This is a genomic window from Tateyamaria sp. LSS28 (assembly GCF_059611725.1).
The window spans coordinates 1-16,365 of the sequence record NZ_JCAPFI010000010.1; the positions used below are offsets into that span (position 1 = coordinate 1).

Annotated in this window: 15 protein-coding genes; 7 read left to right on the top strand and 8 right to left on the bottom strand. The window is 61.9% G+C overall.

The window, feature by feature from the left end; translation table 11 throughout:
• Positions 1–274 precede the first annotated feature (274 nt).
• The 4 genes from bchO to crtA all read right to left on the bottom strand — a co-directional run bounded on the left by bchO (position 275) and on the right by crtA (position 4,677).
• On the bottom strand, positions 275–1,147 hold the full coding sequence (gene bchO / locus AC53L6_RS22405; RefSeq protein WP_496909441.1) for an alpha/beta fold hydrolase BchO: 873 nt from the start codon (positions 1,145–1,147) through the stop codon (positions 275–277).
• 2 nt (positions 1,148–1,149) lie between these two features.
• Positions 1,150–2,793 carry a magnesium chelatase subunit D gene (locus tag AC53L6_RS22410; RefSeq protein WP_496909442.1) on the bottom strand — a complete coding sequence of 548 codons (1,644 nt, stop codon included), beginning with the start codon at positions 2,791–2,793 and terminating at the stop codon, positions 1,150–1,152.
• Positions 2,794–2,959: 166 nt separating this feature from the next.
• Positions 2,960–3,967: a magnesium chelatase ATPase subunit I gene (gene bchI, locus AC53L6_RS22415; RefSeq protein WP_496909443.1), complete on the bottom strand. Its 1,008-nt coding sequence runs from the start codon at positions 3,965–3,967 to the stop codon at positions 2,960–2,962.
• A complete protein-coding gene (gene crtA / locus AC53L6_RS22420; RefSeq protein ID WP_496909504.1) occupies positions 3,964–4,677 on the bottom strand; it encodes a spheroidene monooxygenase in 714 nt (237 codons plus the stop codon). Before crtA ends, bchI begins: the two co-directional genes overlap by 4 nt.
• Positions 4,678–4,774: 97 nt before the next feature.
• Here crtA and AC53L6_RS22425 point away from each other — a divergent pair, with 97 nt between their 5' ends.
• The 3 genes from AC53L6_RS22425 to tspO are packed head-to-tail and all read left to right on the top strand — an operon-like array spanning position 4,775 to position 7,820.
• Positions 4,775–6,301 (top strand): phytoene desaturase, encoded by a 1,527-nt coding sequence (locus tag AC53L6_RS22425; protein ID WP_496909444.1) that lies wholly within the window; start codon positions 4,775–4,777, stop codon positions 6,299–6,301.
• Positions 6,298–7,332, top strand: a complete 1,035-nt coding sequence (crtB, locus tag AC53L6_RS22430) for a 15-cis-phytoene synthase (protein ID WP_496909445.1) — start codon at positions 6,298–6,300, stop codon at positions 7,330–7,332. The genes AC53L6_RS22425 and crtB overlap by 4 nt, the downstream gene beginning before the upstream one ends.
• Positions 7,333–7,337: 5 nt before the next feature.
• Entirely contained in the window at positions 7,338–7,820 is a 483-nt protein-coding gene (gene tspO, locus AC53L6_RS22435; protein WP_299606217.1) for a tryptophan-rich sensory protein TspO, read from the top strand.
• 348 nt (positions 7,821–8,168) lie between these two features.
• On the opposite strand, the gene AC53L6_RS22440 is transcribed toward tspO, so the two are convergent.
• Both AC53L6_RS22440 and AC53L6_RS22445 read right to left on the bottom strand, forming a co-directional pair.
• A complete protein-coding gene (locus AC53L6_RS22440) occupies positions 8,169–8,612 on the bottom strand; it encodes a Dps family protein (RefSeq protein WP_496909446.1) in 444 nt (147 codons plus the stop codon).
• Between the two features lie 125 nt (positions 8,613–8,737).
• The gene (locus tag AC53L6_RS22445; protein WP_496909447.1) at positions 8,738–9,574 is read right to left on the bottom strand and encodes a cysteine hydrolase family protein; all 837 of its coding nucleotides are present in this window, start codon (positions 9,572–9,574) and stop codon (positions 8,738–8,740) included.
• 128 nt (positions 9,575–9,702) lie between these two features.
• Between AC53L6_RS22445 and AC53L6_RS22450 the strand changes: the two genes are divergently transcribed.
• A complete protein-coding gene (locus AC53L6_RS22450) occupies positions 9,703–10,623 on the top strand; it encodes a helix-turn-helix domain-containing protein (protein ID WP_496909448.1) in 921 nt (306 codons plus the stop codon).
• Between the two features lie 162 nt (positions 10,624–10,785).
• On the opposite strand, the gene crtC is transcribed toward AC53L6_RS22450, so the two are convergent.
• Both crtC and crtD read right to left on the bottom strand, forming a co-directional pair.
• A complete protein-coding gene (gene crtC, locus AC53L6_RS22455; protein WP_496909505.1) occupies positions 10,786–11,703 on the bottom strand; it encodes a carotenoid 1,2-hydratase in 918 nt (305 codons plus the stop codon).
• Positions 11,655–13,193 carry a 1-hydroxycarotenoid 3,4-desaturase CrtD gene (crtD, locus tag AC53L6_RS22460; RefSeq protein WP_496909449.1) on the bottom strand — a complete coding sequence of 513 codons (1,539 nt, stop codon included), beginning with the start codon at positions 13,191–13,193 and terminating at the stop codon, positions 11,655–11,657. Before crtD ends, crtC begins: the two co-directional genes overlap by 49 nt.
• Positions 13,194–13,291: 98 nt before the next feature.
• On the opposite strand from crtD, the gene AC53L6_RS22465 reads away from it, so the two are divergent.
• The 3 genes from AC53L6_RS22465 (at position 13,292) to bchC (ending at position 16,365) form a co-directional block, all read left to right on the top strand.
• The gene (locus tag AC53L6_RS22465) at positions 13,292–14,173 is read left to right on the top strand and encodes a polyprenyl synthetase family protein (RefSeq protein WP_496909450.1); all 882 of its coding nucleotides are present in this window, start codon (positions 13,292–13,294) and stop codon (positions 14,171–14,173) included.
• Entirely contained in the window at positions 14,170–15,297 is a 1,128-nt protein-coding gene (locus AC53L6_RS22470) for a methyltransferase (protein WP_496909451.1), read from the top strand. Before AC53L6_RS22465 ends, AC53L6_RS22470 begins: the two co-directional genes overlap by 4 nt.
• A 132-nt stretch (positions 15,298–15,429) precedes the next feature.
• Positions 15,430–16,365, top strand: coding sequence for a chlorophyll synthesis pathway protein BchC (gene bchC, locus AC53L6_RS22475; RefSeq protein ID WP_496909506.1), 936 nt, complete (start codon positions 15,430–15,432; stop codon positions 16,363–16,365).

The window sequence follows — 16,365 nt, forward strand, 5'->3', positions numbered from 1 at the left end:
GTCATCGGCGCCAAGGGGAAGATCGAATTGCAGATGAACCGCGACTTCGGATCGGTCGACCCCCGCAAGCTTGAAGCCGCAGTGCGCGCCCTTCTCGACCAGCTCGATCTGTAATCTGTCCCCGCGGGGACAAACACACAAAGGGAACCGTTTTCCCAACGATGCGTACGCTGCGTTAACCCACCTGTCCCCGCGGGGACAAAACAGAAAGCCCGCCAATTCGGCGGGCTTTTTTGTTGGTGCCGGCCAACTGTCCCCGCGGGGACAGATCCGATTAACCCAACTCTTTTTCGATGATTTCGTTGATCAACCGGGCAAAACCTTCGGGATCTTCCTCATGAGCAAGATGACCCAATTCGGTAAAGCGATGCAGGGTGGCGTTGCGCATCCGGGATGTCACCTTTTCGGACACCTCGGGCGGCACAGTGGCGTCCTTGTCTCCGACAATGAAGTGCACAGCCGACGGGTGGTTTGGCAATCTGGCCAGAAACGGATCCAAGGCCCATTGCGCCATCATCAACAGTGTCCCATCCACATGGTTCCGGTCGGCGACCAATTGGCGATATAGCTCGAGGCCATCAGCGTCCAGTTGAGAACCCGTTGAACTGATAAGCGCCTTGATCCTGTCCGGTCGGTTGGACGCGCCGGAAAACAAGGATGCTGTGAATGGCACTGCTGCCAGCAACTTGGCCATCATGGGAAAGACAAGCCCGGCAAGCCCAGTGAACTGTGCCAATGCGGCATTGATCCCAATGACCAAGGGCGCTTGTCCCCGCGGGGACAGATCGCTTTCGGCGAGCCTCAAAGCAACGGCTGCGCCCGCGGAATGGCCAATGATGACATCGGGGATCCAGCCTTCTTGGTCGCACAGTTTGGCAATGTCTTCAGCCATCTGCTCAAGTCCGCTGCGATGTCGTGCACCAAGCTGGGTGAATCCCTGTCCTGGCAGGTCCAGAGCGACGATGTGATGACTCTGTGCGAGTATGGGTATGAGGTCGGCATAGGAGTGGGTCGATCCCCCGGCACCGTGCAGCATCAGCAGTGTTTTGCCCGCACCTGTTTCCTGGATATGCCAACGATGCACGGGTCCTTGTCCCCGCCGGGACAGTTCGGAATTGGGCCATGTGTGAATTTGCGCCCAGTCCATTCTTAGCTGTCCAAAGCCGCTTGCACCGCGCCGCTTAGCCGCTGCGCGTCAGCGCGCGGGAGGGCAACGTAGGGAGCGTCCAAAGTGCGGCTCAGATCCTTCAGAGCGGGTTGAGGGCGGTTGGACATGTCGATCACCAAAGCAGCCGTTCCGGAGCTGCGCAATGCCGTTGCCATCGTGGTCGCGTCTTGCGCGGCCTGCGCCCGGTTTGCTTGGCCGTCGAGCGCAATGTTGGCGCGTCCGTCGGTGATCAGAATGACGGTGGGTGTCAGTCCTCGGGCAACGCTTTGCTGCGCGAGCAGGAGGGCGTGTTGCAGGCCGGAGGCCAGGGGGGTGCCGCCTCCGCCGGGCAAGGCAGAGAGCCGCCGTTTGGTCTGGACCAGGGAACGGGTGGGGGGCAGCAGGGTTTCAGCCTCGGTGCCTCTGAACGAGATGAGAGCGACGTGGTCCCGGCTGGCATAGGCGTCGGCGAGCAGGAGTTCGATGGCGCCTTTGGCCTCTCCCAGTCGGGACACAGCGGCGGAGCCGGAGGCATCGACCGTGAAGATCAGGAGGCGGTCGGATTGCTCTGCGTAGCGTTTGAGGCGGATATCGGAGGGTCGGATAAGCAGGCCCGTGCGGTTGGGCTGCTGTTGGCGGCGCAGGGGCTGCCACGGGGCCGCTGCGCGGAGTGTGGCGATCAGGTCGATGCGCGAGGTGCCGTCGAGCCGTCCGGGGCGTGAGGGCAGGGGGCGGCCGCGGCGGTTGCTGGTGCGTTTTTGACCGGCGCCAGCGCCGCCGGATTTTCGAGTTGTCCCCGCGGGGACAAGTCCGTTTAGGAGGTCTGCTGGGAGTAGGGATTTGACGGTTTCGATCAGCATATCTGTGTCCGGGAATGCGTCGTTTTCCTGGTTGTCCCCGCGGGGACAATCATCATTTGAAGGTGGGGGAGGGGGGCTTTCCCGGTCCTCTATGTCCTCTGGGATCATGGTTGCGCGGTGCGGATAAACGAGAGTTGCAGCAACCTCGACGTCGGCGTCTGTGAGGTGCTCTCGGCCCATGTAGTGCGCATGGGCGCGTGCGGTGCGGAGGGCGAGGGTGGGCGCCCTGAGGGATACGATGCCGAAGCGGGTGGCGAGCAGGGTGAGCTGCAAGATCGCGTCTGCCGTTTTTACTGCTGTCCCCGCGGGGACAGATGGGGGTGTCCCCGCGGGGACAGATGGTTTTCGCCCTTCTGGTGACAGGTGGAAGGCGCAACGATCGGCGAGGGGATCGGGGGTGCGTTCGTCGGGTTCGATCCCTTCGTCAAAGAGCAAAAAGCCCTGTGTTAGAGACTGATCCGTGAGTTGAGAGAGTTTGGCTGCGAGGGCTGGCGGGCAGCGTTCGGCCATAGGGAGTTGAGCTATGCAAGATTCGCTAAAAAATGATTTAATTTCAATTACTTGCGCAGATGATAGCGTTGCGCTTAGGTCGATGCCGCCAAAGAGTTGTTCGTCTGAGATGGTGACGGGCAGTTTTCGGATGGGCAGGGAAGGGATGAAGCCTGCCAGTAGCGCGTCGCGGTCGGGGCTGGCGCGCATGCGGATGACTGCGCCGCCAAGGCCTGCGGGGTCGAGGGCCAGGAGGCGCAGGGCGAGGGCCGCGTTATGCCAGCTTTCGGCTGTCATTGCGTGCTGCCTTTGGCGGACGACACGTCCGCCTTACATGTGGGTGGTGATGCAATCGAGCGGTGTAGATCGTGGGATAAGTGGTTTGGCGGGGTGAACCCCGCCCTACGGGATGATGCAAGGGCAGCGCGCAATCGTAAGGCGGACGTGTCGTCCGCCGCGCCCGTCATGCCAGCACAGCGTCGACCGTGCGGGTGACGCGGGTGGTGCTGCCGGCCTCGTCCAGCGGGTCGCGGCGCAGGCGGTGGGACAGGGCGATGGGCGCGATGCGTTTGAGGTGGTCACGGGTGAGCACTTTCTTCTTCTCAAAGGCTGCCAGGGCGCGGGCGGCGCGCAGGAGAGTCAACTCGCCGCGCAACCCGTCGCTGCCGAGTGCGATGCACAGTTCGGCGCAATCATGCAGGATGGCGTCGGGCGTTTCGATCTGGGGCAGGAGCTTGCGCGCGGCGAGGATCTTGCGTCGGATCTTGGCGTCTTCCTTGGTGTAGGTCTCCATGAAGGCGTCGAAATCGCTCTCGAATGCGTCACGGCGTTTGATGACTTCGATCCTTTGGGCCACATCATTGGGGCTGCGCACTTCGACCGACAGGCCGAAACGGTCAAGCAGTTGGGGTCGCAATTCGCCTTCCTCGGGGTTGCCGGAACCCACCAACACAAAGCGGGCAGGGTGGCGGATGCTGAGCCCTTCGCGTTCGACTACGTTTTCGCCGGATTGGGCGACATCGAGCAGGAGGTCGACGATGTGGTCTTCGAGCAGGTTGACCTCGTCAATGTAGAGATAGCCCCGGTTGGCGCGGGCCAGTAGGCCGGGTTCAAAGGCCTTTTCGCCCCGCGTGAGGGCACGTTCGATGTCCAATGCGCCGACCACGCGGTCCTCGGTGGCGCCGAGGGGTAGGTCGATGACCGGAGTAGGGACACGCCGCTTCTTTTTCGTCTCTACATTGGCCCAATCGGGGCAATCGGCGTGTGTTGCGGCGTTGATTGGGCAGCCTTTTACGGCCGTGATCGGGGGCAGGAGGGCGGCAAGCGCGCGCACGGCGGTGGATTTGCCTGTGCCCCGGTCCCCAAACACCAGAACGCCGCCGATCCCGGGGTCAATGGCCGTGAGGATCATGGCCCGTTTCATGTCGTCCTGGCCGACAATAGCGGAGAAGGGGAAGGGCGTTTTCGTCATGCTGCGGTCAGGTCCAGTTGGGCGAGTGGGCTGGTGCCGCCCCATGTGCCGCTGTCGCCAAGGATGGCGAAACGGGCGTAAAGCTCTTCGCGAAACCATGCGCCATCGCGGACGGCCCGGATTGCTTCGGCGTGGGGGCCGTTGGTGCGGGCGAATTGCGCCATTTCCTGTGCGCCCGGCCAGATGGAGAAGGTGACCTGGTGGAGCATGGGGACTTCGCCGATGCCGATCTTGAACACCACGTTGGGGTCACTGCCGATCATGGCAGAAATGTCGGGGACGCGGCGCCAGAATTTCGTCAGGATGCGGGGTTTGATCGTGGCGCGGGTGAGGGCGGCGAGTGGGCCTGATTGCGGCTCTGATACGGGAGAAAACGGTGTTTTGCCGCTCCAAGCCCCGCGGGCCGAGGTGGGGGCGAGGAAGACAGTCCAGTGTTCGGATGCGCGGGCGCGATAGCGTTGGAAGATGCGTGTTGTTTCGATGCGGTGGCGGGCTGTTTCCGGGTCGGGCCACGTGCAGAGGATGGCGTAGACGGCTGTGTTTGGAACCGGCGTGAACCCTTCGCCGGTACCGGAGCCGCAGAGTTTCCAGAACCGCAGGTCCGGCACGCGCGCCATGGCCATCCGTGCGCCACCCATCATTGTCAGCGCCCATGCCCGGTCGCGCCACCGTGGGAAACGGAAGAAGGATATGGAGGTCGTTTGGTTCATCATGTCGCACTGGTAGCGTGCCCTATGGCACAAGATTCAGCCTATCGGTGGAAAAGAAATTGTCAACTAAACTAGACACTCGTATTGTTTTGGAGAGATGACACGCCTTGATCCCATCGAATCGAAGACCCGTGCGGGCAACCGCGCCATCGTCATTGGTGCGGGCTTGGGTGGGTTGGCTGCCGCCATGCGCCTTGGAGCCAAGGGCTATGCCGTCACTGTCGTTGACAAACTGGATGTGCCGGGGGGCCGTGGATCGGCCATTTGGCAGGACGGGCATCGCTTTGATCTGGGGCCGACTATTGTGACCGTGCCGCAGCTCTATCGCGAGCTTTGGGCCGCGTGTGGTCGGCGGTTCGACGACGATGTGGAGCTGCGGTCTTTGGACCCATTCTATGAGATCCGCTGGCCGGATGGCACCAAGTTCGTGGCCCAGCATGACACCGATGCCATGCGGCAAGAGGTGGCGAAGATCGAGCCACATGATGTGGCTGGTTTTGATGCCTTTTTGCGCGACAGTGCCAAGCGGTACTGGTTTGGCTTCGAGGATTTGGGCCGGCGGTCGATGCACCAGCTTTGGGATTTGGTGAAGGTGCTGCCCACCTTCGGGATGCTGCGGGCTGATCGCTCTGTCTATGCCCATGCGGCGCGCCGGTTCCGCAATGAAAAGCTGCGCATGGCGTTTTCGTTTCACCCGCTCTTTATCGGCGGCGATCCGACCCACGTGACCAGCATGTATATTCTGGTGAGCTATCTCGAGAAGCAATTTGGCGTGCATTACGCCATGGGTGGGTTGGCCGGGATGGCCCGGAAGATGGCCGATGTGATCGAGGATCAGGGCGGTACGCTGCTTATGGACACTGTGGTTGACGAGATTGTCGTTGATGACGGGCGTGTGCGTGGGGTGCGGTTGGAGTCGGGGCTGGCACTCGGCGCTGATGTGGTCGTGTCCAATGCCGATGCCGGTCACACCTATGATCGTTTGATGCGGCAGCTGCCCAAGAAGCGGTGGACGCCCGCCAAGTTGAAGCGCACACGCTATTCGATGAGCCTGTTTGTCTGGTATTTCGGGACCAAGGGCACGCGGGGGCAGTGGGGTGATGTGGGGCATCACACCATCCTGAATGGTCCGCGTTATACCGGGTTGCTGAGAGATATCTTTATCAAGGGCACGTTGTCGGAGGACATGAGCCTGTATGTGCATCGTCCGTCTGTCACCGATCCGTCCGTCGCGCCGGAGGGTGATGATACGTTCTATGTCCTGAGCCCTGTGCCGCATCTGGGCCATGGCGGCGTGGATTGGGCAACGGAGGCGGAGGCCTACAAGGCCAAGGTTTTGGCCGTGTTGGAAGACCAGCTTTTGCCCGGATTAGGGTCGAAAATCAGCACGGAACAGGTGTTTACGCCCGAGACATTCCGTGATCGGTACCTGTCGCCGCATGGCGCTGGCTTTTCGATCGAACCGCGCATTCTGCAGTCGGCCTGGTTTCGGCCTCACAATGTGAGTGAAGAGGCTGAGGGCTTGTATCTGGTGGGCGCGGGCACCCATCCCGGCGCTGGTGTGCCGGGGGTGATTTCAACGGCGGAGGTTCTGGCGCAATTGGTGCCGGATGCGGTGCTATGATCGATCCACGTGACCTTGAGGCTTGTACCGAGGCGATCCGCCATGGGTCGTTGTCGTTTCATGCGGCCTCCAAGCTGCTCCCAAAGCGGGTGCGTGACCCGGCGCTGGCGCTTTATGCGTTCTGCCGGTTGGCGGATGACGAGGTGGACCTGAAGGCGGAGAAGGTGGAGGCGGTGCTGCGCCTGCGGGATCGGCTGGATCTGGTCTATGCCGGGACGCCCAAGGATGCGGCGCCGGATCGGGCTTTTGCCGCCGTGGTCGAACAGTTCGAGATGCCGCGTGCCTTGCCTGACGCCCTGTTGGAGGGTTTGGCATGGGATGCGGATGCGCGGACCTATGCAACGCTGTCGGGGGTGAAGGACTACTCAGCGCGGGTGGCCTCTGCTGTTGGGGCCATGATGTGTGTTCTGATGGGCGTGCGTGACGGCGATGCGTTGGCGCGGGCCTGTGATCTGGGCGTGGCCATGCAGCTGACGAATATTGCCCGCGACGTGGGCGAAGACGCGCTAGAGCGCCGTTTGTACCTGCCGACAGAGTGGCTGGAAGAGGCGGGGATGACGCCCGAGGGCTTCTTTGCCGACCCGCGCCCGACCAAGGCGGTGCGGGCGATGGTCAAGCGGTTGGTGATGGAGGCGAACAGGCTCTATTACAGGTCAGAAGCGGGGATTGCCGCGCTGCCGCGCGGGTGCCGTCCGGGGATTTATGCGGCGCGGTTCATCTATGCGGGCATCGGTGGGCGGCTGACGGGGATGGGGTATGACAGCATCTCCGCTCGGGCGCGGACATCGAAGGCACAGAAGCTGGGGTGGCTGGCGCAATCGGTGGCGCTGAGCGGGACCAGCATGGTCATGCCGCAATCGGCCGTCCTTTATGCCAAGCCGCTGCCCGAGGTGCAGTTTCTGGTCGATGCCGCCGCCACCGGGGCGCGGCCTAGCCGCAGTGACAGTCTGTTCGAAGCGCTGGCCGCGCTGGAAGCCAAGCGACAGGCGGATCGGGCAAGCTTGATCGGGACCCGCGCACGGGTTACGTGACCCTCATGTTCTGGCTTTTGTTCTGCATCTTCTTCGCCGCCTGCCTTGGCGCGGGCGTAACCGGTGGGTTGTTCCCGCCGGGCCCATGGTATCGGTCGCTGTCGAAGCCAAGCTGGACGCCGCCCGACTGGGTGTTTCCGGTGACGTGGATGGTGCTTTATGTCTGCATGGCCGTAGCAGGTGCGCGCGCGGCAATGGCCGAGGGCAACGGGATCGCCATGGCGTTCTGGGCGATGCAGATCGCGTTCAACGGGCTGTGGACGCCGGTGTTTTTTGGGTTGCGAAATATCCGGTTGGGCATGGCGATTATCGGGGTGCTGTGGGTGACGGTGCTGAGTGCGATGCTGGCCCTGTGGCAGGTGGATACCCTAGCAGGGCTGCTGTTTGTGCCGTATCTGGTGTGGGTGACGATTGCCGCATCACTGAATTGGGGTGTATGGCGGTTGAACCCGGAAGAGGCGGCGAAGGGATCTGTGCAGGCGGGGTGAAGGGGCTTTCGCCCGACCAACCGCTCGTATTTTCGACGCGCTGACGGGACCGGAACAAGCCGAAGGCGCCGGTCCAACACAAGCCCGTCCCGGCGGGCTGGTGTTTTGACTGCTGCCCCGAACAGAATTTCTGTGGAATGTGTTTGGCTGCCATAAAGTGCTGCCGAAGGGATGGTGCGACACCAGCCCACGGGCCTGTGCTGGACCGGCTTTGGATTGGGTGTGCGGACAAAACGGCCCTTTGGGTCTCGGCGACCAATGACGGCTTTGCCCACATTCGACCTATGCTCTTCCTGGTGACTATTCCGACGCAGGTAGAACTGAAGCTACGTTACGCACCGTTTCAGCCTATTTCATAGTGGCTGACATCATCCAGTGCTCCTTTTCGCTCCATTCGAGAATATCGGACAGAATCCCGACTGTGCCGTCGTCTCGGACATCAGCAAGAACCTGAATTGCATTGCGGAGTACATCAATGAAGCGGTGAAAATCGGCGCAATGGTTCGCAAGCATTTCATCTGTCGTCTGGGCGGTCGCATCCTGGGTTGGATTGGATAAGACAAGCAGCTCATCCAATGATGCGGGTGCTTTGCTCCCCAGCACACGCAACCGTTCTGCGATTGCATCGAGGAACCCGTTGAGCGTCTGGTATTGGGTCTCAAACATGGCGTGCAAGCTGCGGAAGTTTGGACCTTCCACATTCCAATGATAGCAGTGGCTCTGCACATAGAGGCGGAAAACCTTGCCCAAGACCGCATTTATCGTGTCTTCCTTGACTGAGTTTGATTTCATTCTTTGTCCTTTGATTTTTGTCTGCTCGGGCGAACAACGCTGTAATCGTGCCCGCCATCAAAGACGTCGATGGCGGGCACGGCATAGCTTTGACCTTAGGCAGAGCGTCCCGAGTAGGGGTTGGTTTACAGAGCCGCTGCCTTGATCTGTGCCACAGCTTCTTCAGTGCTCCAGACCGCGTTAGCGATGAAGCGGAAGTTGATGAGGGCAGCGAGGTACCCATCCCCCTCCGGCAGTTGCGCCGCAGCCGTCGCATCCCGCACCACGGCCACTTCGAAACCCTTCTCCATCAATTCGCGCATATGCGATTCCGTGCACAGGTTGGCCGACATTCCTGCCAGAATGACTTGATCCACGCCCTGCTTGCGCAGTTGCAGCGACAGGTCGTTGGTGTCGTTGCCATACATCTTGTGGGGCGAGGTCACGATGGTCTTGCCGTCGTTTATGTAGGGTTTGTATTGCTCCAACCAGTCTGCGCCCGAGCCTTCGAAACCTTCAATGTCCAGAGGCCCCTTACGGTCAAACATACCGATATTGTGCATTAGTTTTTCCAACGCGCCTTCGAACTTCCAACCATGGTCAGTTGGATAGTAGTAGTGCGGAGACACGGCGGTGGTGATGTCGTACTCTTTGGCCGTACGGAACAGCGTTTCGATGTTTTCAACCGTGTTGTGTTCAGTGACGGACGCGCCGATCACGCCCCAAGTCACACCATCGGGGCTGAGGAAATCGTTCTGTGGGTCGGTCACGACAAGGGCTGCGCGGCTCAGGTCGAGCTTCATGTCAGAGGGCGGCAATGCAGGTTCGGCCGGTTCAGCATAGGGGTTGGCCTTGACTTGCGCGTGAGCGGTTCCTCCCAGCGCAGTGGCAGCAGCCGCTGCAGTCCCTGCCAGTCCGGTGGTCAACGCCGCGCGACGTGACAGTTTCTTGCCGCCGTGGTCATGGTCATCACAATTGCACATAAGGTCTTTCCTTCTTTGGGTGTATCGAGAAGCCTTGTGTGTGACAGTCGGTGTGCCTTTTCGTCTTGATTTGGACCAGTCAGGAAAATTTTCGTGACGGCAGAGGAGTTTAAGGCCAAAATCATCGGATGAGCTACGACCACATTTTCGATCAACTCGACATCCGTACGGAACCGTTTGCCATCTGTGAGATCCACGGAACCTGCCATGTTGCCCTCAAGCCAGATGCGGCGGTGACCCTGCACTATATCCTGTGCGGCGAGGGCCAGATCACGATGCGGGGGCAGGCCCCGATCAGAATATCCAAGGGCAGTTTGGTTTTGATCCCTTCACTGAACAGCCACGAGGTCTTGAATGACGGCGCGACGGTCGTGCCCGGACCGTCTTGCAAACCAGCAGCGCTGAACTTGGCGCAGGTCCTCAAATCCGCCCCAGATGAAGGTGACGGCAGTGCCAGCCGCCTGGTCGCACTTTGCGCGCACGTTAATATTGGGCTGATGGGGGCCACGGATGTGGTCAACTTAATCCGTGAGCCGTTGGTAACGCGTGCCGAACCCGGCAGCGACCTGATGGTATTGGTCGACACATTAATGCGCGAAGTGTGCGAGCCAAGCGTCGGCAGCCGCGCTTTGATCCGGGTTCTGTTGATGCAGGCTGTGATTGTCATGATGCGCAAGCGAATGACTGAGCAGGCAGGGCCGTTGGATTGGATGGCCGCGCTGCGTGATCCGATGCTGTGGAAAGCGTTGAACGCGATGTTGGACAACCCGGGCAATCCGTTTTCCGTAGAGTCTCTCGCGGATATTGCAGGCATGAGCCGGGCCGCGTTTGCGAAGCGATTTTCTGAAGCGTATGGCGCAGGACCGATGGAGCTACTGCGCAATCTGCGGGTGCGCAAAGCAGGCGACCTACTGCGCAATACAGATTTGCCAATGAAAAGAGTGGCTGAATCTGTTGGGTTTTCCAGCCGCAGTGCCTTTAGCCGCGCTTTCGAAACGACATCCGGCCAAAGCCCCAGTGCATTCCGCAAAGCCGTCAGAAAGCCGTGACACCGGTTATCGCCTTTGTCGCGTTTGGCACTCATTCGTGCATCAGGCAGAACAAATTAGCCCAAAGCCGACATTGGTTCGAACTGCAGCACACAGCACTCTGGGCTCTTACCTGCCGTTCATACAACTCCCCTGAACCCACTGGCGGACGTTGGAGAAGGGTCAGGAGAAGGTCCATTTGCTGCGTCTGGGGACCCGGACTGCAAGCATCGGTTTGATCAGGGGCGAGCGGAAGCGCGTGAGGTCGAGCGCTTCGTGCACGCCGGTAGTCCGTTCGCCGTTCAGGGTCGTTTCCACTGCGGAGCGGGAGTAGAACGGCGCGTCGAGCATGTTTTGCACTTGGCTGGCTTTGGCGCCCGCGTCTCCGCGGGTTTCGCGTTTGACCGCCCAGAGCGAGCGGCGGATGGGGGCTTTGGGCGGGAGCGGGATGCTGGCGGCTTTGCCCGTTTCGTCGAAGTGGAAGCCTGCGGCGAGTTCTGAGCCGTCGAGCCTTGTGGCGTCGTAGAAGCAGGTGGCGCCGTTTCCGGTCGGGTAGCGGCCCCAGGTCCAGTAGCTGAAGTCTTCTTCCAGAGCGCGGGTGCCGAAATTGGCGTCGAAGTAGCCTTCGCCCGACCACTGCCAGCCGGGGCGGTCGATGTCGACTTCGATGCGGCTGCGGGGGGCGAAGGGGCGCCAGATATGGGCGTTGTCATTTGTGAGGGGGAGTTCGACATTGGTGAGCGCCGAGGGGATGACCCGGATTTGGCCCTTGATCCGCGAGATCAGCGGGGGAGATGAGATTTCGTCGATGTCGATGATCAGTGTGTCGTCTTCCCAGCGCATCATGGAGGGGCCAACCTCGAACCTTGAGGCCGTTTGCCGGAGCGCGGAAGTGCCCCGGTCTGTCATCGTGAACCGGCCGCCTTTGCCATAGGTGGCCACGTTGATGCAGACGTGGTTTTGCGGGTTCTTGCGCCCGGACCAGCGGTACCAGGGCGAGAAGACCGAGCCTATGAAGCCGATGACCGAGACGGCGCGGGTGCCGCAATCGCTTAAGCCGTCGACATACCACCACGCATAGCCGTTTGGCCCGACCTCGATGTTGAAGTTTGGTCGCTCAAGATCGCCTCGACCGCGTGCCGGGCGGAGAGGGTGGCCATGGGCACACCCGCCCCCGGGTGCGTCCCGCCCCCCGCGAGATACAGGTTCGGGATCTGCGTTCGGGCCGTGGGGCGCTGGAGCGCCGCTGTCAGCCCGTGCGGCGTCTGGCCGTAGAGCGCGCCGAGACTTGCCGGAAACATCTGCCCGAACGCTTGGGGCGTCGTTATCGTTGTCGTATCCGGTGTCGGGCTGAAAGTCATCCCGTGCTGCGCCATCTGGTGCGTGATCTGATGAAGCCATGGGGAGAGGTCCTCCGAGGTGTCTTCGCCCGTCGCGGGCGCGTTTGTGATGATCTCGAACCGTTCAAGCTGGGGCGGATCGCGGTACTGGCCGCGGTCGAGGGCGCAGATGTAGAAGCTGGGATTTGCGGGCACGCGCCCGGCCATGAGGTCGCGGAATTCGCTGGTTGCGTCTTCGGCGAAGAAGACGTTGTGGTGTGCGAGGTCTGGTCCGTGCGGTTTGGCGGCGAAGCTGAGCACGCGGGCGGAGAAGCTGCGTTTGGCCTTGGCCGTTTGCGGGGCGATATGCGCTGTGTCGGGTCCGAGTGTGCCGGTGGCCAGCGCCCTTGGGTCGCCCGCATGTACCAGCACGTCACAGGGCAGGCGGGTTCCGTCTAGCAGATGGACGGCTGTTGCTTGCCCGTTCTGGACCTCGATCCGCTCCACATGTGCATTGGTCACTGTGTCGACGCCGTTTGCGTCCAGCACATGCAAGAGCGCCCGTGTCAGTTGGTGTATCCCGCCCTTGACCACCCAGACCCCGTTGGCCTCGGCCTGCCAGATCAGCGATAGGATGGCGGGGGCGTGGGTGGGGCTGCCGCCGACATAAGTGGCGTAGCGGCCAAAGAGTTGCCGCAGGCGCGGGTCGCGGAAGCTGCGCTTGAGCAAGGTCTTGAGTGTTGAGAGTGGCGCCATGGCCGGGATGAGGTGGGGCTGTGTCAGCACGTGTTTGGTGAGGGCGCCGAGTTTCGGCTCGGGGGCCTGCATCATGGGCGCGTCGAAGGCCGTGAAGAGCTGGCGCGTGCGTTTGGTGAACTTGAGGAAGCCCGCCACCGCATCGCTGCCGCCAAAGCTGCGGAGCGCGCGGATGTTGCGCTCTTCGTCTGCATAGAGACTGAGTATGCTGCCGTCGGGCCAGAAGTGGCGGGCCAGTTCATCTTGTTTGATCAGGGTTACGTGGTCTTCGAGCGTTGTGCCCAGTTGCGCAAAGAGATCGTCGAAGACGTGCCGCATCGTCAGCACGGTGGGGCCTGCGTCGATGGGGCCTGCCTTGGAAGGGACTGCGCGGATTTTGCCACCGACGGCCGCGTGCCGTTCCAGCAGTGTCACCGCAAAGCCCGCTGCCCGCAGCCGGGCCGCGCAGGCAAGGCCAGCGATGCCCGCGCCGATGATCACGGCGCGTTGCGGGGCGGGGGCTATGACATGGGTCATCGGGTGGAATGTTGACTCGTGACAGGCAATGTGTCCAGTATGATTTACACTTTAGTGTACGCTTAAAGTGACATTTATACCGAAAGGGAGCGACGCGCATGGGCCTGAGCACGCGGATCGAGACGGCGATTGCCGAGGCTGTGGATGTCGGGCGTGGGGCTGGTCGTGCCACCCCGCCGAAGCTGGCGAGCGCCTTGCATTATGCGACGGCCCCCGGTGGAGCGCGCATCCGTCCGACGATCCTCATGTCTGTTGCGATGGCCTGTGGTGATGATCGCCCGGCCGTGTCGAATGCTGCCGCGTCGGCGCTGGAGATGATCCATTGCGCGTCCCTCGTCCATGATGATCTGCCGTGTTTTGACGATGCGGATATGCGCCGCGGCAAGGCGTCGGTGCATCGTGCCTATTCCGAGCCGTTGGCTGTGCTGGCCGGTGACAGCCTGATCGTGCTGGCCTTCGAAACCCTTGCCCGACAGTCGGGGCATGCGCCCGAGCGGGTGGCGCAGTTGATCATGACCCTGGCTCAACGCACCGGCATGCCCGGTGGTATTTGCGCAGGGCAGGGATGGGAGAGCGAGGATCAGGTGGATCTGAAGGCCTACCATCAGGCCAAGACCGGGGCGCTGTTCATTGCCGCCACGCAGATGGGTGCCATTGCGGCAGGGCAGGATGCGGAGCCGTGGTTCGAGCTGGGCGACCGGATCGGCGAGGCGTTCCAGGTGGCCGATGATTTGCGCGATGCGCTGTATGACGAGGCGACGCTTGGCAAGCCTGCGGGTCAGGACGACCTGCACGGGCGGCCCAATGCGGTGGCCTCATTTGGCGTGCAGGGTGCGATCTCTCGCCTCAAGGATATTCTGGGTGGGGCGATCGCGTCGATCCCGAGTTGCCCGGGCGAGGCGCAGCTGGCCGAGATGGTGCGGATGTATGCGGAGCGGCTGACGCCTGTTGTGTCTCCATCCCGCGTGCCGGGCGAATGACAAGCGACGCGCATGACCTGCCGGGTTGGCCCAAGTATAGGGTCAGTGGCTGGGTGAACCGGCTGGTCGCGCGACCCGGGTTTCAAAGTTGGGCGAGCAAGTTTCCACTCACACGATCGCGGGCGCGGGCCGATGGCGCGGCGCTGTTCGATGTGGTGCAGGGGTTTGTGCAAAGCCAGGTTTTGATGGCTTTGGTGGAGCTGGACCTGTTCCGGCGGTTGCGGGCAGGGCCGCAGACAGCCGAGACATTGGGGCGCGCCTGTGATGTGCCTGAGGATCGGATGCGGGTCCTGTTGCAGGCCGGTGCCGCGCTGGGGCTGCTCAAACGCAAGAGGGATCGTTTTGCGCTGGCGCGCAAGGGGGCCGCGCTGATGGGCGTGCCGGGGCTGGAGGCGATGATCCGGCATCACAAAGCATTCTATGATGATTTGCGTGATCCGGTGGCGTTGCTGCGCAAACCGGACGAAACGAAGCTGAGCCAGTTCTGGCCCTATGTCTTTGGCGGCGACGTCGATACCGGCGACGCCGCGATCTATTCCGACCTGATGGCGCAATCGCAGCGCTTGGTGGCAGAGGACACGTTGCGGACCGTATCGCTGAAAGGTGTGCAGCACCTTCTGGATATTGGAGGCGGCACGGGGGCGTTTCTGGAAGCGGCGGGTCAGGCCAACCGGACGATGCAGATGACGCTGTTCGATCTGGCGCCCGTGGTGCCCGATGCGCAGGCGCGGTTTGACGCGGCGGGGATGGCAGACCGGGTGACCATCGCGCCGGGGTCGTTCCGCGAGGATGCCTTGCCCGAGGGCGCGGATGCGATTTCACTGGTCCGCGTTCTTTATGATCATTCCGATGACACAGTGCGCGCTTTATTGGCCAGGGTGCATGATGCCTTGCCCCCCGGCGGGCAGTTGATCGTGTCCGAGCCGATGGGCGGCGGTGCCCGGCCCGAGCGGGCAGGGGACGTGTATTTCGCATTTTACACGATGGCGATGCAGACGGGACGCGCCCGATCTGCGGAGGAGATCAGTGCGCTTTTGGCCGAGGCGGGCTTTGATCAAGTGCGCTGTCCGACGCCTGCGCGCACCTATGTCACGCGCGTTGTGACAGCGGTGCGTCCGATCTGATTTACAGGAAAGTGTCCAATCTAATTGACACAATGATATGTCCAACTAGAATGACACATAACGACAAAGCGTCGCCCTGAGTCTCTTTCAAAGGAAACCGGGCAATTGCGGCGCCCGAACATGGAGATGACCTTGGACACTTCTGCCGTCCTACTGAAAGGTCCCAAAGACCTTGATGTCGACACGCTGGCGCTGACGGCGCCGGGGGCAGGTGATCTGGTTGTTGAAGTCACGCATTCTGGCATTTCGACGGGCACGGAAAAGCTGTTCTGGTCGGGCGACATGCCGCCCTTTCCGGGCATGGGCTATCCACTGGTGCCGGGCTACGAGGCTGCGGGCGAGGTGGTAGAGGCCGGTGTGCTGACCGGGTTCAAACCCGGCGACCGTGTGTTCGTGCCGGGGTCGAATTGTTTCGAAGAGGCCTTTGGCCTGTTTGGTGGGGCGGCGAAAACGCTGGTCACCGGCAGCGAGCGGGTCACGCGCATTGATCCAGAATTGGAGGCCGAGGGCGCATTGCTGGCCTTGGCCGCTACGGCCCGTCACGCAATGGCTGGCATGAACAAGGCCGTGCCGGACCTGATCGTGGGCCACGGTGTGCTTGGCCGGTTGCTGGCTCGGTTGACCATCGCCTCGGGCGCGCCTGCGCCGAAGGTGTGGGAGATTGACCCTGCCCGCCGCGCCGGTGCGCAGGGGTACGAGGTTCTGCATCCCGACGATGACAAGCGCCGCGACTATCGGTCGATCTATGACGCGTCGGGGCAGGGGAGCCTGTTGAACGATCTGGTCGGTCGCATCGCCAAGGGTGGTGAGATCGTGCTGGCCGGTTTCTATTCCGCGCCTTTGAGTTTCGCCTTTCCGCCCGCCTTTATGAAAGAGGCGCGGTTCCGCGTGGCGGCCGAGTGGACTCGCGAAGATCTGGCCGCGACCCGTGCGCTGGTGGAATGCGGCGCGCTGCGACTGGATGGGCTGATCACACATACGCGCCCCGCTGCTGATGCACGCGCGGCGTACGAACAGGCCTTCACTGACGGGGCCTGCCTGAAGATGATTTTGGATTGGGAGCATTAA

What these genes read in the sequence shown, in the direction of transcription:
- bchO (WP_496909441.1), bottom strand. Translation starts at nt 1,147, where the DNA reads ATGGACTGGGCGCAAATTCACACATGGCCCAATTCCGAACTGTCCCGG.
- AC53L6_RS22410 (WP_496909442.1), bottom strand. Translation starts at nt 2,793, where the DNA reads ATGACAGCCGAAAGCTGGCATAACGCGGCCCTCGCCCTGCGCCTCCTG.
- bchI (WP_496909443.1), bottom strand. Translation starts at nt 3,967, where the DNA reads ATGACGAAAACGCCCTTCCCCTTCTCCGCTATTGTCGGCCAGGACGAC.
- crtA (WP_496909504.1), bottom strand. Translation starts at nt 4,677, where the DNA reads ATGAACCAAACGACCTCCATATCCTTCTTCCGTTTCCCACGGTGGCGC.
- AC53L6_RS22425 (WP_496909444.1), top strand. Translation starts at nt 4,775, where the DNA reads ATGACACGCCTTGATCCCATCGAATCGAAGACCCGTGCGGGCAACCGC.
- crtB (WP_496909445.1), top strand. Translation starts at nt 6,298, where the DNA reads ATGATCGATCCACGTGACCTTGAGGCTTGTACCGAGGCGATCCGCCAT.
- tspO (WP_299606217.1), top strand. Translation starts at nt 7,338, where the DNA reads ATGTTCTGGCTTTTGTTCTGCATCTTCTTCGCCGCCTGCCTTGGCGCG.
- AC53L6_RS22440 (WP_496909446.1), bottom strand. Translation starts at nt 8,612, where the DNA reads ATGAAATCAAACTCAGTCAAGGAAGACACGATAAATGCGGTCTTGGGC.
- AC53L6_RS22445 (WP_496909447.1), bottom strand. Translation starts at nt 9,574, where the DNA reads ATGTGCAATTGTGATGACCATGACCACGGCGGCAAGAAACTGTCACGT.
- AC53L6_RS22450 (WP_496909448.1), top strand. Translation starts at nt 9,703, where the DNA reads ATGAGCTACGACCACATTTTCGATCAACTCGACATCCGTACGGAACCG.
- crtD (WP_496909449.1), bottom strand. Translation starts at nt 13,193, where the DNA reads ATGACCCATGTCATAGCCCCCGCCCCGCAACGCGCCGTGATCATCGGC.
- AC53L6_RS22465 (WP_496909450.1), top strand. Translation starts at nt 13,292, where the DNA reads ATGGGCCTGAGCACGCGGATCGAGACGGCGATTGCCGAGGCTGTGGAT.
- AC53L6_RS22470 (WP_496909451.1), top strand. Translation starts at nt 14,170, where the DNA reads ATGACAAGCGACGCGCATGACCTGCCGGGTTGGCCCAAGTATAGGGTC.